A 23,537-nucleotide genomic window follows, 5' to 3' on the forward strand; every position below is an offset into this window, starting at 1 on the left:
GGGCGCGCTCCTTCGCTGCGCGCACCGACCGGCGAGACCGACCTCCACCCTAAACACCCCTGAATCACCCACATAGCTGCGATTTTCGCATTTCACCCACGTACTCCATGCGTTCATCAAACAGCAACGTAGTCACGGCATACGAGGTCTAGCTTGTTTGTACAAGTTCGTCTACTTTCGTGAAATATTGCGCGACACCCCCTTGGGAGACACAGTGATCGCATCCCGAGTTCGCCTTGCCGGTCTGGCCGCTTTCCTTCTGGTGGGAGCCACCGCGTGCGGGGCCGCCCCCGGCACGTCGACCCCGTCGGGAGCCGCCTCCGACGGAGGCTCCGCGGCCGGTGTGGACGCCAGAACCGCCACCTCCGCGGCCGACTTCGGCGGGCTGGACAAGCTCGTCGAGGCCGCCAAGAAGGAAGGCAAACTCCACGTCATCGCCCTGCCGCCGGACTGGGCCAACTACGGAAAGATCATCGAGGCGTTCAAGGCGAAGTACGGCATCGAGATCGAGAGCGAGACGCCCGACGCCGCCAGCGCCGACGAGATCAACGCGGTGAAGACCCGCAAGGGCCAGGACCGGGCCCCCGACGTTCTCGACATCGGCCAGTCCTTCGCGATCAGCGGCGCCGCCGAAGGCCTGTTCGCGCCGTACAAGGTCCAGACCTGGGACAAGATCCCCGAGAACCAGAAGGAGCCCTCCGGCCTCTGGTTCAACGACTACGGCGGCTACATCTCCATCGGCTGCGACGCCAAGAAGATCGACAAGTGCCCGGAGACCTACGCCGACCTGCTCAAGCCCGAGTACAAGGGCAAGGTCGCCCTGAACGGCAACCCGACCAAGTCCGGCTCGGCGTTCGCGGGCGTGTACGCGGCGGCCCTCGCGAACGGCGGCTCCTTCGACGACATCCAGCCCGGCCTGGACTTCTTCAAGAAGCTCAAGGAGAGCGGGAACTTCAACCCGGTGGAGACCACGCCGGCCACCATCGAGAAGGGCGAGACCCAGATCAGCATCGACTGGGACTACAACAACGCCGCCTACGCCCCCAAGATGGCCGAGAAGGGCATCGACTGGAAGACCGTCATCCCCGGCGACGGCAAGTACTTCCAGCTGTACGCCCAGGCCATCAACAAGGACGCCCCGCACCCGGCCGCCGCGCGCCTGTGGCAGGAGTTCCTCTACAGCACCGAGGGCCAGAACCTCTACCTCGGGGGCTTCGCCCGCCCGGTCCTGCTGCCCGCCATGCAGGCCGACGGTTCGGTCGACAAGGCCGCCGAGGCCAACCTCCCGCCGGTCGACGGCGAGCCCACCTTCCCGACGGAGGCACAGGTCAACAAGGCCAAGGAGGTCCTGGCGAACGGCTGGGGCGCCGCGGTCTCGGGATGAGGGACCCCGCGGTCACGGCCGCCGCCCCGCGCGGCGGCCACGGCCGATCCAAGAACTCGCTGGGCGCCCTGCCGCTGCTGGCCGTGGTGACCGTGGCGTTCGGCATCCCGGCGGTCACCCTGCTCGTCGGGGCGTTCACCGTCAGGGACCCGGCGACCAGGGTGTCGTCCATCGGCACCGCCAACCTGTCCAGGAGCCTGCAGGGCGCCTACCTCAACGCCCTGCTCAGCAGCGTGCGGCTGTCGGCGGTGGTGGCGGTGGTCGCCGCGATCCTCGGGACGTTCCTGGCCCAGGCCGTGATCACCTCTCGCTTCACGGCGCTGCGCGAGGCGGTGCTGACCTTCTCCGGCGTGCTGGCCAACTTCGGCGGCGTGCCGCTGGCCTTCATCTGGATCGCCACCCTGGGCAACTCGGGGGTGCTCACCACCGCGCTGGGCCTCGGCCCCGGCACGCTGTACAACTTCTGGGGCCTGGCCCTGGTCTACCTGTACTTCTCGGTGCCGCTGATGGTGCTCGTGGTGACCCCGGCGCTGGACGGCCTGCGCCCGCAGTGGCGGGAGGCGGCGCAGAACAGCGGCGCCACCACCTGGCAGTTCTGGCGCCACGTCGGCATCCCGGTGCTGACCCCCGCGCTGCTCGGCGGCGTCGTCCTGCTGTTCGGCGGCGCGTTCGCCGCCTACGCCACCGCCGCCGCCATGGTCGGCAGCACGGTCCCGCTGGTCACCCTGCAGATCGCCGACGCGCTCACCGGTGACGTCCTCATCGGCTACGAGAACATCGCGCTCGCCCTGAGCCTCGACATGATCGTCATCGCGCTGCTGGTGATGGCGGTCTACCTGCCGCTGCAGAGGAGGAGCTCCCGATGGTTGCGGTAGCCGCCCTGCCCGACGTCACTCCCGGCGGTCCGGCCCCCGCCGCCCGCCCCGGGCAGCGACGGGCCTGGCGGGGGATCGTGCTGGTCGTCGCGGCGCTCTACTTCGTCGTGCCGATGGCCGTGTCGTTCTGGTTCACCGTCTACTCCGAGGGACAGGGCTTCTCGCTCGCCGCCTACGGGCGGATCCTGTCGGCGCCCGGCTTCCTGTCCAGCCTGCTGCTCTCCCTCGGGCTGGCCGCCGCCACCATCGTCGTGGTGCTGCTGCTGACCCTTCCGGCGATGCTGGCCGTACGGCTCGGCGCGTCGAGGCTGGGACCGGTGCTGGAGCTGATCGCCACCCTCCCGCTGGTCGTGCCGCCGATCGCCTACGTGGTCGGCATCAGCACCGCGCTGCGCGGCGGCATCGACGCGCTGGCCGCCACGCCGCTCTGGGCGACGCTGATCGCCGTCCAGGACGAGCGGTTCCCGATCGTCCTGGTGCTGGCGTACGTGGTGCTGACGCTGCCGTTCGCCTACCGGTCGCTGGACGCCGGGCTGCGCGCGATCGACGTGCGGACCCTGGTGGAGGCGGCCCGCAACCTGGGCGCCTCGTGGCCGTACGTGCTGTTCCGGGTGATCATCCCCAACATCCGCTCCGCCATCGCCAGCGCCTCGTTCCTCACCCTCGCGCTGGTGCTCGGCGAGTACACGGTCGCCGCCCTGCTCGGTTACCAGACCTTCCCGGTCTGGATCGTCACCATCTCCGGGAACGACGGGCAGCTCTCCGTGGCACTGTCGATCATCAGCCTGCTCCTCATCTGGCTGCTGCTGCTCACCCTCTCGGGTGCGGGAAGGAAACGTTCGTGACCGTCGAGTTCCGAGGACTGCGCCGCGCGTTCGGCCGTACGGTCGCGCTGGACGGCCTGGACCTCACCGTGCAGCAGGGCGAGCTGATGGCCCTGCTCGGCCCGTCGGGCTGCGGGAAGACCACGGCGCTGCGCTGCGTCGCCGGGTTCGAGCACCCCGACGCCGGGGCGGTGCTGGTGGACGGCAAGGACATCACCCGGGTCCCCGCCAACCGGCGGGACGCGGGCATGGTCTTCCAGTCCTACAGCCTGTTCCCCAACCTCAACGCCAGGGACAACGTGGCCTTCGGGCTCCAGGTCCGCAAGGTGCCCACCGCCAGACGGCACGCGCGGGCGGCCGAGTTGCTGGAGCTGGTCGGCCTGCCGGCGCACGCCCAGCGCTACCCGCACGAGCTCTCCGGCGGCCAGCAGCAGCGCGTCGCCCTGGCCAGGGCGCTGGCGCTGGAGCCGCGCGTGCTGCTGCTCGACGAGCCGCTGTCCGCGCTGGACGCCAAGGTCCGGATCACGCTCCGCGAGGAGATCCGCCGGCTCCAGCTCGAACTGGGCATCACCACCATCTTCGTCACCCACGACCAGGAGGAGGCCCTGTCGGTCGCAGACCGGGTCGCGGTGCTGCGCGCCGGGCGGCTGGAGCAGTGCGGTCCCCCGGCCGAGGTCTACGACCGGCCAGCCACCCCGTTCGTCGCGGAGTTCGTCGGCACGATGAACCACGTCCCCGGCCACCTGTCCGGTCAGGAGGTCACGGTCCTGGGCCGGCTCATGCCGGTGGACGGCCCGCTGCCCTCCGCCTCCGACGTCGACGTGCTGGTCCGCCCCGAGGCGGTGCTGGTCACGCCCTCCTCCGAAGGGGACGCCACGATCGTGGCATCGTCCTTCCGCGGCTCGGTCGCGCGGCTGCGGGTGCGGCTGGGCGAGCTGGAGATCCTCAGCGACGTACCGGGACACGACGCGGTGCGGCTGGCGCCGGGCACCCGGGTGGACGTCGCCCTCGTGCAGCGGCCCGTCCTCGTCGCGGCGCGCACCGCCCCCACCCTCCCGGAGTCATCGGGGCCCTCGGCGGGGCCGGAGTCGTCCGAGGCGACGGAGGATCCCGCGGGTGTCGGGTGAGCTCCGCGCCGTCCTGTTCGACATGGACGGCACGCTCGTGGACACCGAGGGAACGTGGTGGCAGGCGTGCGCGGCGGTCGCCGCGGAGTCGGGTCTGGAACTGACCGAGGCCGACGTCGGCCACGTGCTCGGCCGCCCGGTCGAGTACGTGGCCGCCCACCTGGTACGGCGCGCGTCGTCCGCCGCTCCCGACGTATCCGCGCTCCCCGGTGGAGCCGACGCCGTCGAACGGGTGGGGGCGCGGCTCACCGACGCCTTCGCCGAGCGGATCGCGGGCGGGGTGACACCGCTGCCCGGCGCGATCCGGCTGCTGGACGACCTGGGCGCGGACGGCGTGCCCACGGCGCTGGTCAGCGCCTCCCCCCGGCGCATCGTGGACATGGTGCTCCAGACCGTCGGAGCCGAGCGGTTCACCCTGGTCGTGGCCGCCGAGGACACCGCGCGCGGCAAACCGCTGCCGGACCCCTACCTGCGGGCGGCCGCCGAACTGGGCGTCGACCCCGGCGAGTGCGTGGCGGTGGAGGACAGCCCGACCGGGCTCGCGGCGGCCCGCGCGGCCGGATGCCGGGTGGTGTCGGTCGCGGGCGGCATGGCGCGGGAGGGCGTGCTGGCCGTGGACGGCCTGGAAAAAGTGGACCTTCCGCTGTTGCGACAGCTGGCGAGCGGCAAGAGATCGATAGGCTGAACCACTCATGTGATGGCGTATGCGGTTAGGTACAAAGGTGAACAACCTCAGTCCCGACGAACCACTACAGATAGGCCGATACCGCTTGCTCAGCAGGCTGGGCCGAGGCGGGATGGGCACGGTCTATCTCGGCGAGGCCGCCGACGGGCAACAGGTCGCCATCAAGGTCATCAACTCGGAGTACAGCCAGCACGAGCGGTTCCGGATGCGCTTCCGCAGGGAGGCCGACGCCGCGCAGCGGGTCCGCAGGTTCTGCACGGCCGCGGTCATCGAGGCGGCGCTCGACGGCGACCAGCTCTACGTCGTCACCGAGTACGTCACCGGCCCCAACCTGGAGGAGGCGGTGGAGTCCGGCGGGCCGCTGCACGGCTCCAGCCTGGACGCGCTGGCCGTCGGGGTGGCGACCGCGCTGACCGCCATCCACGCCGCCGGGGTGGTGCACCGCGACCTCAAGCCCTCCAATGTGCTGCTCTCCCCGGTCGGTCCCCGCGTGATCGACTTCGGCATCGCCCGCGCGCTGGACACGCTCAGCGGGATGACCGGGACCGGTGAGATCCTCGGCACCCCCCGCTACATGGCGCCCGAGGTGCTCCGAGGCGAGCCGGTCTCGCCCGCCTGCGACGTGTTCTCGTGGGGCTGCCTGATGGCCTTCGCCGCGAGCGGGCGAGCTCCGTTCGGCGGCGAGGCGCTGCCCGCGGTGCTGTACCAGGTGCTCAACACCGAACCCACCCTGGAGGGCATGGAGCCCGCGCTGCGCGAGCTGGTCGGCTACGCCCTGGCCAAGGACCCTCGGCACCGGCCCACCTCCCAGCAGCTCCTCGACCACCTGGTGGGCCGCTCCGCCGCGCCCGAGCAGACCGCCCACTCGGTTCAGGCCTCCTGGCAGGGGCAGCCGACAGGGCCCGCGAACGCCCCGGGGAGCGACGACCTCCGGTGGGCTCCCACCTCGATGTCCTCCCAGCCCGGCTGGGCGATCTCCGGCAACCCGCAGACGGGCCCCGGCCACACCCTCCTGAGCCCGCAGGGCGATCCCGGGATCTCCGCGCGCGAACAGTCGACCAGGCACCGCAGGCTGGTCATCGGAGCGGCCGCGGCGGCCCTGGTGGTGGCCGGCGCGTTCGGCCTGAGCCTGGCCCTCTCCCCCGGCGGCCCCCCGGAGAACCTCGCCCTGCTCTACCAGGACGACTTCACCCAGAGCGGCACCGGCTGGAGCGGCGGCAACTACGACCCGCTCACCAGCAGCTACGGCTACGCCCCCGACGGCTACTACGCCATCGATGTCAGTGGCTACTCCCCCATCAAGCGGGAGCAGGCCCCGATCCCCTTCGTGCCCGCGCCTCCCGCCACTCCCAACCCCACGGCCAGCCCCACGCCGGTCACGCCGAGCAGGATCCTGCTCGGCACCGACATCACGATCCGCTCCGGCAGCATCGGCACGGGCGAGTACGGGCTGTTCTGCCGGGGCGAGGACGACAACAAGGCGACCCGGTACGAGTTCCTGCTCGACACCGCCGGGAACGCCCGCATCCGCAAGACCGTCAAGAGCGCCGGGGGCGAGCTCACCAAACCCGTCAAGGTCGACCTGCCCAAGGGGAAGGCCACCCGCCTTCAAGCCGAGTGCACCGGGGTCGACGGGGGCGTGCAGCTCAACATGTGGGTCAACGGCGATCGGGCGCAGTCCTTCCTCGACACCAACCCGCTGCCCAACGGCCTGGTGGGGGTGATCGCCCGGGTCGGCGAGAACAGCGACGCCGTGCTCAAGACCGCGTTCGACAACTTCACACTGCACGGCCCCGCCGCGACCGGGCAGCCCTGAGTGATCCGCCCGGTACCGGGGACGATCGGGACACACTGGTCGGGACACCGGTCGGGACACTGACAGATCGAAGGAGTTCAGCACGATGCGCGCCATAGTCGTCTCCGCCACCGGCGGCCCCGAGGTTCTCGACTACGTCGACGACCATCCGGATCCCGAGGTGAACCCCGGGGAGGTACTGGTCGACGTCGCCGCCTCCGGCGTGAACTTCATCGACATCTACCACCGGATGGGTCGTTACCCGCTCTCCCTGCCCTTCATCCCCGGTGAGGAGGGCGCGGGCACCGTCGTCGCGGTCGGCGAGGACGTCCACGACGTCGCCGTCGGCGACACCGTCGCCTGGGCGTCCGTGCCGCGCAGCTACGCCTCCAGGGTCGCGGTACCCGCTTCCAAGCTGCTCCCGGTGCCCGAGGGGGTCGCCCCGGAGGCCGCGGCGGCCATCACGCTCCAGGGGCTGACCGCGCACTACCTGACCCACTCCACCTACGAGGTGAAGGCCGGTGACGACGTGCTGGTGCACGCCGCCGCCGGTGGCATGGGCCTGTTGCTCACCCAGATCGCCAAGCTGCGCGGCGCCCGGGTGATCGGCACGGTCTCCACCGAGGAGAAGGAGACCCTGGCCCGCCAGGCGGGCGCCGACGAGGTGCTCCGCTACCGGAACTTCGCCGACGCGGTCCGCAAGCTGACCGGATCCGGCGTGCACGTCGTCTACGACGGCGTGGGCGCGGCCACCTTCGACGAGAGCATCGCCTCGCTGCGCCCGCGCGGCATGATGGCGCTGTACGGCCAGGCCAGCGGCCCGGTCCCGCCCGTCGACCCGCAGATCCTCGCCAGGAACGGCTCCCTGTTCCTGACCCGCCCCAGCCTGAACGCCTACATCGCCACCCGCGACGAGCTCGTCTGGCGGGCCTCCGAGATCTACGGCTGGGTGGCCGACGGGCGGATCCGGGTGCACATCTCCAACCGCTACCCGCTGGCGGAGGCCGCCCGCGCCCACTCGGACCTCGAATCCCGCCGTACGACCGGCAAGGTGCTGCTGATCCCCTGAACGTGCAGGGGCCGCACCCGAGGTCGCGACTCCTGGCCCGTCACCCCGCCTTTCGGTGACGGGCCACCGGGGCTCCGCGTACGGCGGAGTGGTCAGCTCAGCGGCTGGGCGGGCCAGTCCAGCAGCCGGGCGCCCAGGACCGCCGTCTCCAGGGTGAAACGCTGGGTGGGGTCGTCCGGTGAGAACCCGGTGAGGCGGCGGATCCGCTCCAGCCGGTAGGTCACCGCCCGGGTGCTGACGCCGAGCCTGCGCGCGGCGGCGGTCTGGTTGCCCTGGGAGGCGAAGACCGCCTCCAGCGTGGCGAGCAGCGGCTCGGGACCGCCCCGCGCCTCGAGCAGCGGGCTGAGCACCGTCGTCACCAGGTCCTCGATGGCCGCCCGGTCCCGCAGCAGCACCGGGAAGACCAGCAGGTCGGCGGCTTTCAGCACGGGGGCGCGCAACCCCAGCCGGTCGCCGAGCTCGATGGCGTTGGCGCCCTCGCGATAGGAGGCGACCACCCCGCCGGGACCCCGGTGTGCCCTGCCCAGCCCGACCCGCCAGCCGGGCGCGAACAGCCTGCGGACGTGGTGGGTGAACTCGCCGGTCGCGGCGGCGAGTCCGCCCGGCGCCACACAGACGAGCGTCCCGTCCCGGACCGCGACCAGCACGTTGTGCGAGCCGAACCGGACGATCAGCGCGTCCTCGATCCGCCGGGCCGTCCCCTCGGGGATCCCGTCGCCCGCATCGGCGGCGGCGCGGGCGACGGCGACCGCGTAGGTCTCGGCCAGGCGGAGGCCGAAGTGCTCGGCCCGCTCGGCGAGCCGGTGGACGCGCCCCTGGAGCAGGTCGTCGACGAACTCCCTGCGCGCTGCCTCCTCCTGACGCAACGCGGAGCGCTGGGCGTCCTCGTACCCCTCCATCAGCGCGGAGACCGTACGCCGCAGGGCCGAAAGCGGGACGGGGGTCACGGACTCGGCCATGGCCAGTGCCGCCTCGACCAGGGCCCGGACGGACACGCCCCGCTCCGCGGCCAGCACACCGGCGGCGCGGCAGCCGTCGAGCTCGGCTCTGCCCGGCGGCCTGCCGGTGGCGGCCGCCTCCCTCAACGTCCGGAGGTGACCGCCGAGCAGCTCGTCCATCAGACTCCCACGTCACGCCTGTCGAAGGCCGGTACCGCGGTCAGGACCAGCGCGACGATCGCCCCTGCCAGCACGAGATACTCCCACGCGGGAAACCCCTGCTGGATCGGCCGTCCGTCGAGGTAGTAGTGGAACGGTGAGATCCAGCGCAGCCAGGACACCCCGTCCACGTCCCTGCCCATCGTCTCGACCACGTAGCCGGCCACCGCGACCACCCCGACCACCGCCAGGGCGACCCCCCTGCGTCCCGTCACCGCGCCGACGGTCAGGCAGAGCGTGCCGAAGAAGAGCGCGAGCAGGAAGACGCCCGTGTGACCGGCCAGGATCCTGTCGACCGGGACGTCCATACCGACGGCCGAGGCCAGGCCGAACACGACGAGGAAGGTGACCGCCGCCACGCCGAACAGGGCGAGGGCGAGGGCGGCGAAGCGCTCCAGGACCAGCCGCCCGCGGGTGATCGGAAGGGTGAGGGTCAGCTCCAGGGTGCCCGCCTCCTCGGGCTGGGCGATCGCCCGGTTGCCGATCACCGCGGCGCACATGATGAACAGCATCGGCCCGAACAGCTGGTAGACCAGCGTCTGCAGGTAGCCGGGACCGCTGGTGAAGCCGTCCTCCAGGCCGCCCATGAGGTCGCGCATCGCCCCGGGGAACTTGGTCAGCGCCACCTGCCCGTAGAGCTCGGGGTTGCTCACGATGGTCGGGTAGTAAGCCAGGTAGAGCCCGAAGAAGGCACTGATCCCGATCGTCCAGCCGAGCAGCGCCCGCCGGTAGTCACGCAGGCTCTTCGACACCAGCGCGGGCATGACGCGCCTCCTCTTCGCTGTAGTAGGTAAGGAAGATCTCTTCGAGGTCGGGCTCGGCACTGACCATGTGCACCACGGTGAACCTCGCCGCCGCCTTGACCAGCGCGTCCGGGCGGCCGTCGATGGTGCAGCGCACCCCGGCACCCTCCACCCGCAGGTCCCGCACGCCCGGCAGGTTCTCGAACGCCTCGCGGGGCACCGGCGCGTCGAAGTGGAACTCCACCCGGCGCACCGCCTTCTCGCGGAGCGCGGAGACGTCCTCCACCGCGACCAGCCTGCCGGCCCGTACGATGCCGACCCGGTCGGAGACGTGCTCGACCTCGGCCAGCACGTGCGAGGACATCAGCACGGTACGGCCGGAGGCGCGGACCTCGCGGATCATCGCCAGGAACTCCTGCTGCACCAGCGGGTCCAGGCCGCTGGTCGGCTCGTCGAGGATCAGGAACTCCGGCTCGTGCATGAACGCCTGGATGAGCCCGACCTTCTGCTTGTTGCCCTTGGAGAGCCTGCCCATCGGCACCGCCAGGTCGGCCTCCAGCCGCTCGGCCAGCTCCGTGATCCGCCCCCTGGGCACGCCGCCGCGTACCTTGCCGAGAAAGGCGAGGTAGTCTCCCGCCCGTTCCCTGCCCTCCAGGGCCAGTTCGCCGGGCAGGTAACCGATCCGGCTCCGCACGCCCGCCTCGCGGGGATCGCAGCCGAGGACCGTCATCCGGCCCCTGGTGGGGCGGATCACGTCCAGGAGCAGCCGGATCGTGGTCGTCTTTCCCGCACCGTTCGGGCCGAGGTACCCGAACACCTCCCCGGGCCGGATCTCCAGGTCGAGATCCTCAAGTCCCCGGCGCCCGCCGTAGAACTTGGTGAGCCCCTCGGTCTCCACCACCGCTGTCATGCACCCGATCGTGCCCGCCCGCCGGCGCGGGGGCCATGGCCGGATCCCGACAGTTGGCCGCCTTTTCCTTGCCCGGATCCGGACCCCGCCCCGCCCGGCCCCTCCGTCGTGACACCGGGCCGCACCCCGCGAGGGCCGTACCGATCCCCGGCGCGGTCTATCGTGAGGTCGTTGACGAATCGCGCGGCGTCGGGCCGCCTGACAACCTGCGGAGGACCGATGAGCGTGGACACCGCCTTCGTCCTCGGTGGCGGGGGTGTCCTCGGCGCGCACGAGGTGGGCATGCTGCGGGCGCTCGACGAAGCGGGTATCAAGCCCGATGTGATCGTCGGCACGTCCGTGGGCGCGCTGAACGGCGTCGTGCTCGCCGCCTCCCCCGGTGACGCGGTCGCGCGCCTGACCACGCTGTGGGGCTCGAACGTGGTCCGTACCGCGTTCGCGGGGTCGTGGGTGACCCGGCTGTCCACCCTCGCCAGGACCGGCACCCACCTGCACTCCGGCCAGCCGCTGCGCGACCTGCTGACCCGGACGCTCTCCGTCTCCCGGATCGAGGACCTGACGGTGCCGTTCCAGTGCGTGGCCGCCTCGGTCGAGCGCGCCACCGCGCACTGGTTCACCGAGGGGCCCCTGGTCGAGGCGGTGCTGGCCTCCTGCGCCGTCCCCGGGCTGCTGCCCCCGGTCCCCATCGGCGGCGAGCACTTCCTCGACGGCGGGCTGGTGCACAGCATCCCGGTCGGCCGCGCGGTCGCGCTGGGCGCCCGCCGGGTGTACGTGCTGCACGTGGGCAGGATCGAGCGTCCCCTGCTGGTGCCACGGCGCCCGTGGGAGGTCGGGATGACCGCCTTCGAGATCGCCAGGCGGCACCGCTTCGCCGAGGAGATGGCCACCCTGCCGGGCGACATCGAGGTCCATGTCATGCCGTCGGGTGGCGAGGCACGCCCGGGAATGGATCTGGCCCAGCTGCGTTATCGGGATATATCGCATATATCTGGATACATAGAACGGGCGTACCAGGCCTCGTCCAGCTACCTGGCCCGTAACCCGTCCACCTGAGTTCCCCAGCGGCCGTGCACACCGGCGCCCTCGGGGGTCGTCAACCCGTCAGAGCCGTACACCCGCACCGCACATCACCCCCAGGCAGGAGCCGCTCATGCTGCCTCCTCGCATCATCCGCCGTCTGATCCTGGCCCCACTCGTCATCGTGCTCACCGTGGTCGCGGTGGTCACGCTCCCGCTCTGGCTGCTGGTGGTGGCCGCGGCCTCGCTGCACCTGCCGCCCCCGCAGCGGCGCGGCACCCGGCTGGTCTGGTTCGCGGTGGCGTGGCTGGCACTGGAGTCGATGGCGCTCCTCGCCTGCCTGGGCCTCTGGGTGGCGAGCGGGTTCGGCGGATGGCTCCACCGCGACGAGCACCAGGAGCGGCACTACGCGCTGATCCGGTGGTTCCTGTCCAAGGTGTACGGGGTGGCCGTGCGGATCTTCCAGTTGAGCGTCGAGATCGACGAGCCGGCACCCACCTCCGACGAACTCTCCCGGCGCCTCACCCGCCCCGTCATCGTGCTGTCCCGCCACGCGGGCCCCGGCGACTCGTTCCTGCTCGTCCACCACCTTCTCGCCCGGTACGGCAGGCGCCCGAGGATCGTGATGAAGGCCGCCCTGCAGCTCGACCCCTCACTGGACGTGGTGATCAACCGCCTTCCCAACGCCTTCGTCCCGCGCAAGACCTCCGAGAGCGGCGTTCTCGGCGAGATCCGCCGCCTGGCCTCGGGCATGGACGCCGACGACGCCCTGGTGATCTTCCCGGAGGGCGGCAACTTCACTCCCAGGCGTCGCTGGCGGGCCATCCTCCGGCTGGAGCGCAAGGGCCTGTCCGAGGAGGCCGCGCGGGCCCGCGGGCTGGAGCACCTGATGGCGCCCCGCCCCAACGGGGCCATCGCCGCCATCGAGGCCTGCCCCGAGGCGGACGTGATCTTCGTCGCGCACACCGGCCTCGACGATCTGGTCACCCTCGGAGACGTCTGGCACCGCCTCCCGATGAGCGCCGAGATCAAGGCCAAGTGGTGGCGGGTCCGGGCCGCCGACGTGCCGCGCGACCGGGAGAGCCAGATCCGGTGGCTCTTCGACCAGTGGGAGGAGATCGACGCCTGGATCACCGCGAACCAGCCCACCTCCGCCCCCGCCGCCTGACACGCCGCGGAAACGGAGCTACCACTCCTGGGAGAGACCCGACATCCGGCGGAGGTACTCGTCCTCGTCGATCTCACCGGCCGCGTAACGACGCCTGAGGATCTCGCGGGGGCTGTCGACGGGTTCGGGAGCCGAGAAGGAGCGGATCATCCGGGCCACGCCGAGAACCACCATGGCGATCACAACGATGACGACGAACAACACGATGATGCGGACCATCACCGACCTCCCGGACTTCCCCCATCGGATCTGGCAGGGGCAATACCAATTTACTAGGCCATGCCCCCCTTCTCCCCTGTCGCACTGGAAAAGAATGGGGACGCCCCCTCGCCGGACCGCCCCGCCACCGGTCAGCCGGCGGAGGAGCCGCCCCGGGAGAGGTAGGGGGCCTCGTGCCGGGTGGCGCCGGGCGGAAGCGACGGCAGGCCCGAAGGCGCCCCGCCCTCCATCAGCCTGAGCAGTGCCCCGGTGTCGACGTTCCGCTCGACCAGGTCGCCGAGCGCGTCCAGCCGCTCCTCGCGCAGGGCGGCGAACGACACGTCGGGGGCCGGGGTGAAGTCGCGGCCGGAGACGGTGGCCACCTCGGCCAGGAAGGCCCGGCGGAAGTCGTCGTTCTCCAGGGCGCCGTGCCAGGTGGTGCCCCACACCGAGCCGTACCGGCAGCCGTCCAGGAAGGGCTCGCCGCCGTCGACCGTCACGACGCCGTGGTGGATCTCGTACGCCTCGACCCGGCAGCCGTAGGCGGCGCCCACCGGGCGGCCCAGCGTCTTGTCCTCGGCGAACTCCACCGAGGCGGGCAGCAGTCCCAGCCCCTCGACGAGGCCGGCCCCCGACTCGACATCGTCACGGATGGTCCTGGCGAGCATCTGGTAGCCGCCGCAGATGCCCAGCACGGCCCGTCCCCGCAGGGCCTCGGCCAGACCGGTGGCGCGGAGCCAGGCCAGGTCGGAGACCGTGGCCCGGGAGCCGGGCAGCACCACCAGATCGGCGTCGTCCAGCTCGCCCGGCGAGGTCACGTAGCGGACCGTCACCCCGGGCTCGGAGGCCAGCGCGTCCACGTCCGTGAAGTTGGAGATCCTCGGCAGCCGTACCACCGCCACCCGCAGACTCTGCCCGCCGTACGGGGCGCGCGTCCCGGGCACGGGCCGGTTGTCCAGGGCCAGGGAGTCCTCGACGTCCATCCAGAGGCCGTCCAGCCAGGGCAGCACCCCGTACACCTCGCGGCCGGTCAGCTCCCTGATCATGTCCAGGCCCGGTTCGAGGAGCTCGGGCGCCCCCCGGAACTTGTTGATCACGAACCCGGCGATCAGCGCCTGGTCGGCGGGCTCCAGCAGCGCCACGGTCCCGTACAGCGAGGCGAAGACCCCGCCCCTGTCGATGTCACCGACCACGACGACCGGCAGGTTCGCGGCACGGGCCAGCCCCATGTTGGCGATGTCGCCCGCCCGCAGATTGATCTCCGCCGGGCTGCCCGCCCCCTCGCAGACCACCACGTCGTAGCAGGCCCGCAGCCGCTCCAGCGCGTCCACCGCGACCTGGCGGAGCCGCTCCTTGACGTCCCAGTACTCCATCGCGTCGACCTCGGCCATCGGCCTGCCCATCACCACGACCTGGCTGCGCCGGTCGCTGCCCGGCTTGAGCAGGATCGGGTTCATGTCCGCGCTGGGCTCCAGCCCGCACGCGGCGGCCTGCACCGCCTGGGCCCGGCCGATCTCGGCGCCGTCGGCGGTGACGAAGGAGTTCAGCGACATGTTCTGCGCCTTGTACGGTGCGACCCGCACCCCCTGGCGGGCCAGCCAGCGGCAGATCCCGGCGGTGACGACGCTCTTGCCCGCGTCGGAGGTGGTCCCGGCGACCAGCAGCGCCCCCTTCACCCCTTCCTCCCGCGCGATCCGCGCACGGCGGCCAGGACGGCGAGCCCCGCCGCGGCCAGCCCGACCGCCCGCGCCAGCCGCACGGACCGGCGGATGTCGGCGACCGAGGGCTCGGGGCCTTCGCCCATCTTCGGCCGGTGCTCCATCCGGGTGCCGTACACGTTCACCCCGCCGAGCGTGCGGTCCAGCGCGCCCGCGAACGCCGCCTCGCAGCGGCCCGCGTTGGGGCTGGGGTGACGGTGGCCGTCCCCGCGCAGCACCGCCGCCGCCCGCCGCGTCGAACCGCCCACCAGGGGGGCGCCGAGCGCGGCGAGCAGCCCGGTGATCCTGGCGGGCACGAAGTTGGCCACGTCGTCGAGGCGGGCTGCGGCCCAGCCGAAGCGCTCGTAGCGCTCGTCGCGGTGGCCGACCATCGCGTCCAGCGTGTTGACCGCGCGGTAGGCGAGCAGGCCGGGCACCCCGGCGACCGCCCCCCAGAACAGCGGCGCCACCACCGCGTCGGAGGTGTTCTCCGCGATCGACTCCACGGTGGCCCTCGCCAGCTCGGGCACCGCCAACCCGGAAGGATCCCGCCCGCACAGATGAGGCAGCCTCTCCCGGGCCCCGGCCAGGTCACCGCCCTCCAGGAGTTCGGCCATCGCCGCCCCCTCGCGGCCCAGCGTGGTGCCGCCGAGGACGGCCCAGGTCGCCGCCGCGCTCAGCGCGGCCCGCACCATGGGATCGCGCGGCCGGGTCGCGGCGTGGCCGAGCAACGCCACCGGAACCACGCACAGTGCGACGTGGAGCACGCCCCTTGCCCGGCCGTCCCCGTACACCCGCTTCTCCACCTCGGCGGCGGCGGTGCCGAACAGCGCGACCGGGTGCCCGCGCCGGGGATCGGCGAGCACGGCGTCGATCACGACCCCGGCGAGCATCCCCACCCCTTCGGCCACTCCAGGCCCCTTTAGTCCCACTTTGGCGATTAGTCGACTAAATGAGATGTTCATGGAGTTCATCTTGGTGGGTCTCCAGCCACACCCGGGCCCGCCGGATGCGCACCCCCGCCCCGCCGGCCCACATCCGGGCCCATCCACCGCTCCCGGCCTCGGCCCTGGCACGCATCACCTGGTACGAACGGTCGAAGCGGAGCCGGGCCAGATCCAGCAGGCGTCTGCGGTCGCGAGGCGCCAGGCCGTACGCGTCGCAGAACAGGCGGAGCCGGGGCCCGACCTCAAGGCGGCGCTGAAGCGGCTCCAGATCGACGGGATCGGCGATCGGCGCCCAGTGCCGCAGCGTGGTCACCACGTCGAAGAGCCGGGTCGTCGGCCGGGCCATGTCGAAGTCGATCAACGCGACCGGCAGCCCGTCGCGGAAGATCACGTTGTCCAGATTGACGTCACAGTGCCCGATCAGCTTCGGGGCCGCGTCGTCGTTGGACCCGCCCTCCCAGACGGCCCCCGGCGGCGGGACGAACCCCTCGGCCGCGTCGTGGAAGCCGCGCAACAGCCGCGCCAGCGCGGCCAGCGACTCCCCACCGAGCGCGTACCCGGGCAACGGCCTGGCCGCGGAGCCGCCCTCGACGTAGCTCAGCACCTCCCGGCCCCGCTCGTCCACGCCCAACGCCCGGGGCGCCCCCTCGAACCCGGAACGCTCCAGGTGCCGCAGGAGCGCGTGCACCGAAGCGGTGGAGGCCCGGCTGGGCCGGCGGACGGTGTCCCCGACCCGCACCACCCCGTCGGTGACATCACCGCCCAGAAGGGGAATCTCCTGTTGGGTCGTGACGGCGAACATGCCACCCGAGCGTAGACCGCTCCGCCTCCCCGCGGGGACGATTCGGGCAGACATCTCCCTGCCGGATGGAACATCCGGAAGTCATCCGCCCATCGGACATCCGCCGCCGCGCCCGGCAGGAGAGTGGCAGGTCACCGGGGAGGTTCCCAACCCGTCCAGCCCGGTTTCCCCGCCCCGAACAGCCGGAATCCGGCCACCGTCCACCCGGGTCGGGGCGTCCGGGCGGCGGTTCCCCCCGAGGGCGCGGGGCGCCGCGGAGTGATCCTCGCGACACAGCCTCAAAACCGATACATGAGCACTCCCCGGATCATGCACAATTGAGCGGGAGCACCCTTAGCTCAGCTGGATAGAGCACCGGACTTCTAATCCGACGGTCGCAGGTTCGAATCCTGCAGGGTGCGCGATCAAGACCAGCGGAAACCCCCGTCTGACCTGCGCTAACGCGGTCGGGCGGGGGTTTCTCATGTCCGGCTGTCCACGGCTGCTACCGAGCGTTTGCGGGTGATCCTTCCCAATGCCTTCCCGCGGGATCTGGCGTGCTCGTCACTCCCCCAGTGCCTCGGAGATCCGGCGCTTGGCGGTCTCGTCCTGCCCGACGATGCACTTGGCGTAGATGCGTAGGAGGACTTCCACGCTGTGTCCTGCCCATTCGGCGACCTGGGTAGCGGGCACCCCGGCATTGAGCCAGGTGGACACGCAGGCGTGCCGGAGGTCGTAGACCCGTCTGGCCAACGGTGAGGCGTACTCCTGATCAGTGAAGGCCGTCTTGCGTGCCTTCTGCCAGGCACGGCGGTAGGTGATGCTGGGCAGTTCTCCGCCCTGCTCTCCCCAGAACAGCCGTCCGTCCGGGCCTCTGCCGTACCTGGCAGCGAGGTGAGCCCGGAGAATCCTGGTCAGCGGGGGCGGGCAGGGCACAGTCCGGGTGTGCCCGTTCGGGCGGTGCTTCAGCGCGCGTTCCTCCCGGAGCGTGCCGCCATCGGTCCACTCGCGGCCGGCGAACGGGGCCGCGAAGGCAAAGTGCAGTTCCCCCCAGTCGTCCGCGGGTTCCTCCCACTCGCCGGTTTCCTCATTCAGCACGAGATCGGGAAGAACGACGTTGTGCACCCGTAGGTTGACCACTTCTTCAGGCCGCAGTCCGGCGTAGTACATCACCGCGAAGAACGCCACGAGCCTCGGGCCGCTACGCGTTTGCTTCCCCAGCGCATCCAGCAGCGCCCTTGCTTGGGCGTGGTTGACGACACTGCGCCGATCTACCTCATAGGTCGTCCTGGGGGGCTTCCACTTCAGACCCTTGATCGGGTTCTCCGTCAAGAGCTTCAGTTCCACGGCGTAGTCCAGCGCGTTCTGAAGAATGGTCTTGTTCCGCAGGACCGTGCTCGTAGCGGCTCTCTTGCCGTCCAGCAGCGAGGTGGCCACGTCCAACAGGTCGCGTACAGGTCCGGCATCCGCGAGCGTGGCAACGGGTTTGGTGTTAGCCGCGAGCCAGCGCAGCGTGCCGGCGACATCATCGGGCGCGTCGGACCGTTGCTTGGTGTTGAAGGCCCAACGGCGCATGGCCGTACGGAGGTCGAGGTCATCGGGCTTTCCCTGCTTGTTGCCGAGCATGGCGGGTGTGGCTGCGGTAAGCGCCCGTGCGATGTCCTGCCGATACTTCGCCGATGCCCCTTTCCACTTCATGTCTGCGAACTTGCATGCGAAGTCGTACCAGCTCATGTCGGAGCGCTCAGCACGGTTCCAGGAGACGGGCTCGCCAGTGATGAGGCTGAACGCCTCGCCATTGCGAGCGGCGGTGACCAGGGCGCTCCGGTAGGTGTCGGCCTGGGCTTCCTTCGGAAACGGCTTCTTCCAGGGCTTTCCATCGGTCTGCCACAGCACCCGATAGGACGTCACCTTGCCGTCCTTGTTCTTGCGGGTCTCGGTCTTGTAGACACGCACGTTGTAGGTGGTGTTCATCAGGCGATGTCCTCTCGGGAGGCAAGCCAGCGCTCGAACTCGGCGCGGCGAATGCGCAGGCTGCCGTTCGGCAGGGTGATGCACTTCGGGGCGCGGCGCTTGGCGCGCCAGTCGTAGAAGGTGGATCGGGAGATGTCGAGTTCGGCGCAGAACTCGGTGACGGTGAGGGGCTTGGTTCCAGCGGCGGTGGCCATGGTTCGCGTGTCCTTCCGGGTTCTGCGAGCGGGAGGTAGAGCGGCCTCGGCGGCACGGCGGGGTGGCAGTCACCGAAGCTGTTTTGAAGGGGTTGGGGCCGGTTCCGAGGGGGGTAGCCGTACCGGCCGTACCAACCTCGTTTTGGCTGGTCAGGGCCGGTACGGCTTTTTCAGTGGTACGGCTCAAGCCGTACCGGGGATGTAAGCCTCATCGCTGTGACCTGCGATGTTGATGGTGGTACGGCCGGTACGGCTCCCCCTGGCGAAGGTGAGGATTTCGCCGTTCTCGGCGCTCTCCGGGGCGGGGCAGTAACGCGCCCAGGCGTCGGTGAAATCGACTCGCTGGTATCCCTTGGCCTGCCCGTTGGGGAAGCGGATCGTGGCGGAGCGGATGTCATACTCGCGCAGGATCACGCCCAACTTCATCGCGGTCAGGCCAGCGGGTCCGTAGTCGGCCCAGGGCGCTTCGGTGTCGCTCTTGAGCCGTTCCAGCAGGGTCGCGGTGGGAAGCGCCGTGTCAGTGCCGAACGCGGTCCGGCAATCGGCCAGCAGCCGCACGCGGGTCGAGGGCTGCCCCTGGTCGTCGGCCTCGGCGGTCAGGGCCAAGACAGCGGCTCGGGCGCGCTTGGGCCAGTAGCCTCCGGCGTGGTCGGCGACGGCGACCAGGGGTTCCCAGGTGTCGGCGGCGCGGTCTTCCACGGGCATCGCGGGTTCGGCCTGCTCCAGGGTGGCCAGGTCGGCGCGCAACCACGCCGACAGATCCTCGGCCAGCTGACGCAGCAAGGGCCGGTCCCTGCGGTGCCGGTAGGGAGCGACGCTCTCACCGGGGCCGCGCCGGCGCATCCGGACCACCACCGCGCGATCCTCGATCGTGTCGGGCATTGCGCCGATTCCGGCGAGGGCGGCCATGGCGAAGGTCGGGATGGACTCCACGCGGCCGGTGTTGGCGTCGTAGCGCTTGGCCGGGCGGTTGCGCTGATGTCCGGCGTTCAGCAGCCCGCGCAGATCCTCGTTCCCGTCCGCCTTCGGGCCAAAGATGGTGTCCGCTTCGTCCACGAGCATGGTCGGCGGGTCCTCGCTGATCGAGCGGTAAACCGCAGCGCTGCTGCTGTTGACGGTGATGAACGGGTCATGACAGCACGCCTCGACCACGTCCAGCAGCCGGGACTTACCACACCGCTTCTCCGGGGCACGGATCACCAGCCGGGGGGCGTGCGCCCACGCGGGTTGGGCGTGACTGGCAGCGATCCACAACACCACCGCATCCGCGGCTTCCGGGGTCGGCAGGATCACGTAGCGGGTCAGGGCGGCCAGCAGGGCGTCAAGCAACATCGCGCCGTGACTGATGGGTTCGGACATGGGTTCAGCTCCTGTGCGAGTGGGTGTGGTGGTCACGCGGCGACCGTCCGTGGCCGCTTGGCACCGGCTTTCAGGCCGGAGGCGATGGTGTGGATGGTCTCGGCGCGGCTCAGCCCGGCATCGACCCCCTGTTGTTCCAGCAGGGTTGTCACCTCGCTCTCGGCCAGCGCGCCACCGGCGACGAGCTGGCCCAGGGCGATGGCTGCCAGGTAGAGCGATCCGTTGCGCTGGCCCTGCGGGGCAGTGGCGACACGCTCAAGCTCACGGGTGATCGCGGCGTGCAGGTAGGCGCCATGCCGGGTGTCGGGCAGGGCCAGGTGCACCGGTTGCGGCGCCGGTCGGGGCGGGGGTGAAAGATGCTGGAACAACCAGGGGGGCAGCGGGGCCGGGGTCGTGTTGTGAACTACCTCGTAGGTTCCGGTGCCGTCCGGCAGGTCCACGAAGCTGCCAGGTCCCAGGACATAGCCACCGGTCGCGCGGGTGTCGATCAGCCAGCCCAGCCCGTTGCCCTTGTCGCCCTCGGTGTTGCCCAGCCGGGCGCCTTGCGGCGCGGTGAAGTACAGGTGAGTGCCACCGCGACGGGTGCGCACGGTGAAGGTCTCGAACGGCAACGGCTCGTGGGCGCGCTCGCACAGTACGGCCAGCACGTCGGCGCCCTCGTTGACCCCCGGCAGGTCCCAGGAAGGCGGCGGGCTCTGCCCGTCCTTTCGGGTGTCGAGGTCGATCACGACCAGGTTGGAGGGGCCGCAGGCAATGCCGATGTTGTACGGCGCGCTCGACCAGCAGCGCCGGATGGTCGTCGGGTCGGTGGTGGCGTTGGTCTCCCAGTCGGTGAAGCCTTTCAGCGGGGGCTTGTCGCCGATGGAGACGGGGAAGACGTGCCAGCCGCGGGCGGCGGCGGCCAGCGCGTAGCGCAGCGTCTCGGGGGCGTTCATCAGCTCTCCTCGGTGGTGGGCTTGGGGCGGCGCAGGCCGCGAAACGGGCGCACGACCTTTGAGCCGTCGGCGCGTTGGATCAGGACATTGCGGGGGCCGGGGCCGCTCCAGCGGATAAGCACCACGACCGGTTGGCCGCGCTCCAGATAGGTGCGGCCGATCACCGGGTGCCATCCCGGTGCAGACGACGCAGGTAGGTCCACAGCTGCCAGCCGAGGCGGGGCCGCATCCCGGTTCCCGAGCACGCGCGGCAGGTGCGGTTCTTGCCGCCGGGACGGCACCGGGCGCAGGTCCCCCAGGGGGACGCGGCACACCAGCCGATGTAGCAGAGCGTGACGATTGGCAGGCAGAGCAGCAGCAGGGCAATGAGGAGGGTCACCAGGGCTCCCAGGGCTGTTTTCGGGGGTTTATGCAGGTGGGTGCTACGTGCTAGCGCGCAGCTAGATTCAGGAATGGGGCGCTAGCGGGGGTGCTACCGGTAGCGGGGTCTCCCGCTACCGGTAGCGGACTCGCGGCTCTACTCGGCCGGGCGGTTGCGGTTACGCTCCGCGACAATTTCGGCGATGCGGTCGCGGTCGAGGCCGCGCCGGTTGAGCTGTTTGCCGTCGATGCGGCGGCTGATCTGCACGGTGTCGATGCGGTGCGGCTTGAGCGCGGTGGCCAGCTGGTCGGGCTCCCAGCCCTCGTAGACCTCCGGGCGCAGCTCGGCCAGCCGGGTGACCACCACCTCAGACCACACCTTGCCCTCACCCTCGGGGATGACGGCCAGGATGTCGGTCAGCAGATCGAACGTCGGGGCCGCGGTGGGGGTCTCGCCGATGGCGTGTCCGGCCAAAGTGCCGGCGGCTTGCCGGGCGGCGCGGGCGCGGGTGACGATCCGCTCGGAGGCCGGGCCATCCAGGTAGGCCGATCGGGTGATCTGCGGGTCGTCGGCGGCACCGACCAGGTAGCCGATGCCCTTGTCGCGAGGGGAGAACGTGGTGGCGCGGATGCCGTTGCGATAGGCCGACGTGCCGAGGACCATGTCGTTTTCGACCTGGCCCATCACCCGCAGGCAGAACCGCACTCCGACGTTCGCGCTGACGCCGGTGGGGAGGCTGTCTTTGTCGGGGCGCTGGGTGGCCAGCAGCAGGATCACGCCGAGGGCGCGGCCTCGCTTGATGATGGCCGTGCACAGCTCCCCGGCTTCCTTGCCGTACTCCGGATGGGAGAACAGCTCCTGGCACTCGTCGATCGCCACGACGAGGGGGTACAGGCCCAGGGAGCGTTTGGCGGCCAGGGCTGGGGTGACTTTGTTCTCCGGGCAGATGTCGCGTGGCTGACGGGAGATCGTACGGGCGCGGGTCTCCAGGTCCTTGTAGACCTCCCGCAGACTGGCCAGGCAGGCATACACGGTGTCGTCATCGGCGCCGGACCCGTAGTGGTAGGCGACTGGCTCGAACATCGACAGGTCACCGGAGCCCTTGAGCTCGAACAGTCGGAGTTCGGCGGTGACGTCGAGGGCGGCGGCCAGCAGCAGCACCCGCAGCGCGAAGGTCTTACCCGCGCCGGGCATCGCGCCGATCAGCATGTTGGCGAACATCAGCGTGAGCTTGACCGGTCGCATCCGCTGGTCATGGCCGAACGGGATGGCCTTGAACAGGTCCGCGGTGCCGGTGCGCGCCAGCGGCCACGCGGGCGCTTTGGCCGCGGACATGTCCTGATCCCCGACCCACAGCACCAGTCGGCCAGGGTGCTGGCCGGGCGCGTTTTCGGGCCACACGCACCCCAGCGGGCGGCGCAGTCCGGAGGCCAGGCGGTCGCGGCGCTCCATGATGTCGGTCACCGTGACGCCGAGCGGCAGGTCCACATCGGCGCGCCAGCCGGGGCCGTCGCGGGTGATGGGGGCGGGGAAGTTGATGCCGCGCCCGCCTTTGCCGAACGCCTTGTTCAGCTCGGCGATGCCCAGGGCGGCCAGGGCGTCGATGACCACGGTGGAGGTCAGGCGCTCCACCTGAGTGGCGATGACGGCGCGGTCGATCAGCGGCCGGTCCGCCGGGGCGCCCAGCACGCCCAGCAGGCCGACCAGGGATGCCAGCGCGGCCCACTGCGCCGGGGTCGGGGCGGCGACGGCCAGCAGCAGGGACGCCAGAGCGAGCACGATCAGCGCGCCTACAGCGACCGTGACGCGCAGCCGCACCCGCGCATCCCGCTGCCTGCTGAGCTTCAGGTACGCCTCGGGGTCGGCCTTTTGTACGGCGGCGCGGCGTACCGGTTCGCCTTCCAGGTCGAACACCCATTTGACGCTCCCGCCGATGAAGCGGGCCGCGCCGCGCGGGGAGCGGGTGGCGAGCTTGACGGCGTACTTCGGGGTGCGCAGTGCGTGGTAGGCGCCGACGTGGGCGTAGTGGGAGCTGACCCAGGCCAGGGTGTCGCGGGCCTGGCGGGCCGAGCGCAGCCACAGCGGGATGACCGGGCGCCGCTCGGCGGAGCGCTGCGCGAGGTCGGCCAGCCAGTCGCGGTCATCGCCACCGGGGGAATCCACCCGGATGACCTCGCCCTCCAAAACGGGGCCGCCGGTCGAGGCGTCGGTATTGGTGGGCGGGTAGGGGTGGCGGCGGTCACGGGCGGAGTCGAGGGAGACCACCTCCGCGCCGGGGCCGTCGTCAGCCGGTCCGGCTGGCACGTCGGGCAGGGCGGTCAGGTCCAGGGGCGTGGT

Annotated in this window: 23 protein-coding genes and 1 tRNA gene; 10 read left to right on the forward strand and 14 right to left on the reverse strand. The window is 71.1% G+C overall.

Translation table 11 applies throughout. From position 1 onward, the window contains the following. Positions 1 to 214: 214 nt before the first annotated feature. From AB0J58_RS27390 to AB0J58_RS27420, 7 genes are all read left to right on the forward strand, one after another. Entirely contained in the window at positions 215 to 1,384 is a 1,170-nt protein-coding gene (locus AB0J58_RS27390) for an extracellular solute-binding protein (RefSeq protein ID WP_343966792.1), read from the forward strand. Further along, the gene (locus AB0J58_RS27395) at positions 1,381 to 2,259 is read left to right on the forward strand and encodes an ABC transporter permease subunit (RefSeq protein ID WP_364220539.1); all 879 of its coding nucleotides are present in this window, start codon (positions 1,381 to 1,383) and stop codon (positions 2,257 to 2,259) included. Before AB0J58_RS27390 ends, AB0J58_RS27395 begins: the two co-directional genes overlap by 4 nt. Then, the gene (locus AB0J58_RS27400; RefSeq protein WP_364220542.1) at positions 2,247 to 3,104 is read left to right on the forward strand and encodes an ABC transporter permease subunit; all 858 of its coding nucleotides are present in this window, start codon (positions 2,247 to 2,249) and stop codon (positions 3,102 to 3,104) included. Before AB0J58_RS27395 ends, AB0J58_RS27400 begins: the two co-directional genes overlap by 13 nt. Next, complete coding sequence (locus tag AB0J58_RS27405; RefSeq protein ID WP_364220545.1) at positions 3,101 to 4,210, forward strand: ABC transporter ATP-binding protein; 1,110 nt, start codon at positions 3,101 to 3,103, stop codon at positions 4,208 to 4,210. Before AB0J58_RS27400 ends, AB0J58_RS27405 begins: the two co-directional genes overlap by 4 nt. Continuing rightward, positions 4,200 to 4,895 carry an HAD family phosphatase gene (locus AB0J58_RS27410; protein ID WP_364220548.1) on the forward strand — a complete coding sequence of 232 codons (696 nt, stop codon included), beginning with the start codon at positions 4,200 to 4,202 and terminating at the stop codon, positions 4,893 to 4,895. The genes AB0J58_RS27405 and AB0J58_RS27410 overlap by 11 nt, the downstream gene beginning before the upstream one ends. Before the next feature lie 37 nt (positions 4,896 to 4,932). Further along, the gene (locus AB0J58_RS27415; RefSeq protein ID WP_364220550.1) at positions 4,933 to 6,711 is read left to right on the forward strand and encodes a serine/threonine-protein kinase; all 1,779 of its coding nucleotides are present in this window, start codon (positions 4,933 to 4,935) and stop codon (positions 6,709 to 6,711) included. Positions 6,712 to 6,796: 85 nt separating this feature from the next. Then, positions 6,797 to 7,759: a quinone oxidoreductase gene (locus AB0J58_RS27420; RefSeq protein WP_343966804.1), complete on the forward strand. Its 963-nt coding sequence runs from the start codon at positions 6,797 to 6,799 to the stop codon at positions 7,757 to 7,759. Between the two features lie 92 nt (positions 7,760 to 7,851). Here the strand turns inward: AB0J58_RS27420 and AB0J58_RS27425 are convergent, their stop codons facing one another. Genes AB0J58_RS27425 through AB0J58_RS27435 form a run of 3 tightly spaced genes read right to left on the reverse strand, consistent with a single transcriptional unit; the run spans position 7,852 to position 10,569 of the window. After that, positions 7,852 to 8,877 (reverse strand): helix-turn-helix domain-containing protein, encoded by a 1,026-nt coding sequence (locus tag AB0J58_RS27425; protein ID WP_364220553.1) that lies wholly within the window; start codon positions 8,875 to 8,877, stop codon positions 7,852 to 7,854. Beyond that, a complete protein-coding gene (locus AB0J58_RS27430) occupies positions 8,877 to 9,680 on the reverse strand; it encodes an ABC transporter permease subunit (protein WP_364220556.1) in 804 nt (267 codons plus the stop codon). The genes AB0J58_RS27425 and AB0J58_RS27430 overlap by 1 nt, the downstream gene beginning before the upstream one ends. After that, positions 9,649 to 10,569, reverse strand: coding sequence for an ABC transporter ATP-binding protein (locus tag AB0J58_RS27435; protein WP_364220559.1), 921 nt, complete (start codon positions 10,567 to 10,569; stop codon positions 9,649 to 9,651). The genes AB0J58_RS27430 and AB0J58_RS27435 overlap by 32 nt, the downstream gene beginning before the upstream one ends. Before the next feature lie 219 nt (positions 10,570 to 10,788). Here AB0J58_RS27435 and AB0J58_RS27440 point away from each other — a divergent pair, with 219 nt between their 5' ends. Both AB0J58_RS27440 and AB0J58_RS27445 read left to right on the forward strand, forming a co-directional pair. Continuing rightward, entirely contained in the window at positions 10,789 to 11,622 is an 834-nt protein-coding gene (locus tag AB0J58_RS27440; RefSeq protein ID WP_364220562.1) for a patatin-like phospholipase family protein, read from the forward strand. Between the two features lie 97 nt (positions 11,623 to 11,719). Further along, positions 11,720 to 12,754, forward strand: coding sequence for a 1-acyl-sn-glycerol-3-phosphate acyltransferase (locus tag AB0J58_RS27445; protein WP_364220565.1), 1,035 nt, complete (start codon positions 11,720 to 11,722; stop codon positions 12,752 to 12,754). Positions 12,755 to 12,772: 18 nt separating this feature from the next. Here the strand turns inward: AB0J58_RS27445 and AB0J58_RS27450 are convergent, their stop codons facing one another. From AB0J58_RS27450 to AB0J58_RS27465, 4 genes are all read right to left on the reverse strand, one after another. Beyond that, positions 12,773 to 12,973, reverse strand: coding sequence for an SHOCT domain-containing protein (locus AB0J58_RS27450; protein WP_364220568.1), 201 nt, complete (start codon positions 12,971 to 12,973; stop codon positions 12,773 to 12,775). A 131-nt stretch (positions 12,974 to 13,104) separates the two neighbouring features. Beyond that, the gene (locus AB0J58_RS27455) at positions 13,105 to 14,628 is read right to left on the reverse strand and encodes a cobyric acid synthase (protein ID WP_364220571.1); all 1,524 of its coding nucleotides are present in this window, start codon (positions 14,626 to 14,628) and stop codon (positions 13,105 to 13,107) included. Then, positions 14,625 to 15,560 (reverse strand): cobalamin biosynthesis protein, encoded by a 936-nt coding sequence (locus AB0J58_RS27460; protein ID WP_364220574.1) that lies wholly within the window; start codon positions 15,558 to 15,560, stop codon positions 14,625 to 14,627. The genes AB0J58_RS27455 and AB0J58_RS27460 overlap by 4 nt, the downstream gene beginning before the upstream one ends. A gap of 37 nt (positions 15,561 to 15,597) precedes the next feature. Next, positions 15,598 to 16,398, reverse strand: coding sequence for an aminoglycoside phosphotransferase family protein (locus AB0J58_RS27465; RefSeq protein WP_364220577.1), 801 nt, complete (start codon positions 16,396 to 16,398; stop codon positions 15,598 to 15,600). A 327-nt stretch (positions 16,399 to 16,725) separates the two neighbouring features. Here AB0J58_RS27465 and AB0J58_RS27470 point away from each other — a divergent pair. Then, positions 16,726 to 16,799: transfer RNA gene (locus AB0J58_RS27470), tRNA-Arg, on the forward strand. Positions 16,800 to 16,941: 142 nt separating this feature from the next. Here the strand turns inward: AB0J58_RS27470 and AB0J58_RS27475 are convergent. From AB0J58_RS27475 to AB0J58_RS27505, 7 genes are all read right to left on the reverse strand, one after another. After that, positions 16,942 to 18,351: an integrase gene (locus AB0J58_RS27475; protein WP_364220580.1), complete on the reverse strand. Its 1,410-nt coding sequence runs from the start codon at positions 18,349 to 18,351 to the stop codon at positions 16,942 to 16,944. Then, complete coding sequence (locus tag AB0J58_RS27480; RefSeq protein ID WP_364220583.1) at positions 18,351 to 18,545, reverse strand: helix-turn-helix domain-containing protein; 195 nt, start codon at positions 18,543 to 18,545, stop codon at positions 18,351 to 18,353. The genes AB0J58_RS27475 and AB0J58_RS27480 overlap by 1 nt, the downstream gene beginning before the upstream one ends. A 183-nt stretch (positions 18,546 to 18,728) precedes the next feature. Then, positions 18,729 to 19,904 carry a DUF3631 domain-containing protein gene (locus AB0J58_RS27485; RefSeq protein WP_364220586.1) on the reverse strand — a complete coding sequence of 392 codons (1,176 nt, stop codon included), beginning with the start codon at positions 19,902 to 19,904 and terminating at the stop codon, positions 18,729 to 18,731. A gap of 32 nt (positions 19,905 to 19,936) precedes the next feature. Continuing rightward, a complete protein-coding gene (locus tag AB0J58_RS27490) occupies positions 19,937 to 20,839 on the reverse strand; it encodes a bifunctional DNA primase/polymerase (protein WP_364220589.1) in 903 nt (300 codons plus the stop codon). Further along, positions 20,839 to 21,003 (reverse strand): hypothetical protein, encoded by a 165-nt coding sequence (locus AB0J58_RS27495; protein WP_364220592.1) that lies wholly within the window; start codon positions 21,001 to 21,003, stop codon positions 20,839 to 20,841. Before AB0J58_RS27495 ends, AB0J58_RS27490 begins: the two co-directional genes overlap by 1 nt. After that, positions 21,000 to 21,218 carry a hypothetical protein gene (locus tag AB0J58_RS27500; RefSeq protein WP_364220595.1) on the reverse strand — a complete coding sequence of 73 codons (219 nt, stop codon included), beginning with the start codon at positions 21,216 to 21,218 and terminating at the stop codon, positions 21,000 to 21,002. Before AB0J58_RS27500 ends, AB0J58_RS27495 begins: the two co-directional genes overlap by 4 nt. A 138-nt stretch (positions 21,219 to 21,356) precedes the next feature. Beyond that, positions 21,357 to 23,537 (reverse strand): FtsK/SpoIIIE domain-containing protein (locus AB0J58_RS27505; protein ID WP_364220598.1); only part of this gene is annotated, 2,181 nt, incomplete at its 5' end.

This window comes from Streptosporangium sp. NPDC049644 (assembly GCF_040675205.1).
Classification (GTDB): Bacteria; Actinomycetota; Actinomycetes; order Streptosporangiales; family Streptosporangiaceae; genus Streptosporangium; species Streptosporangium fukuiense.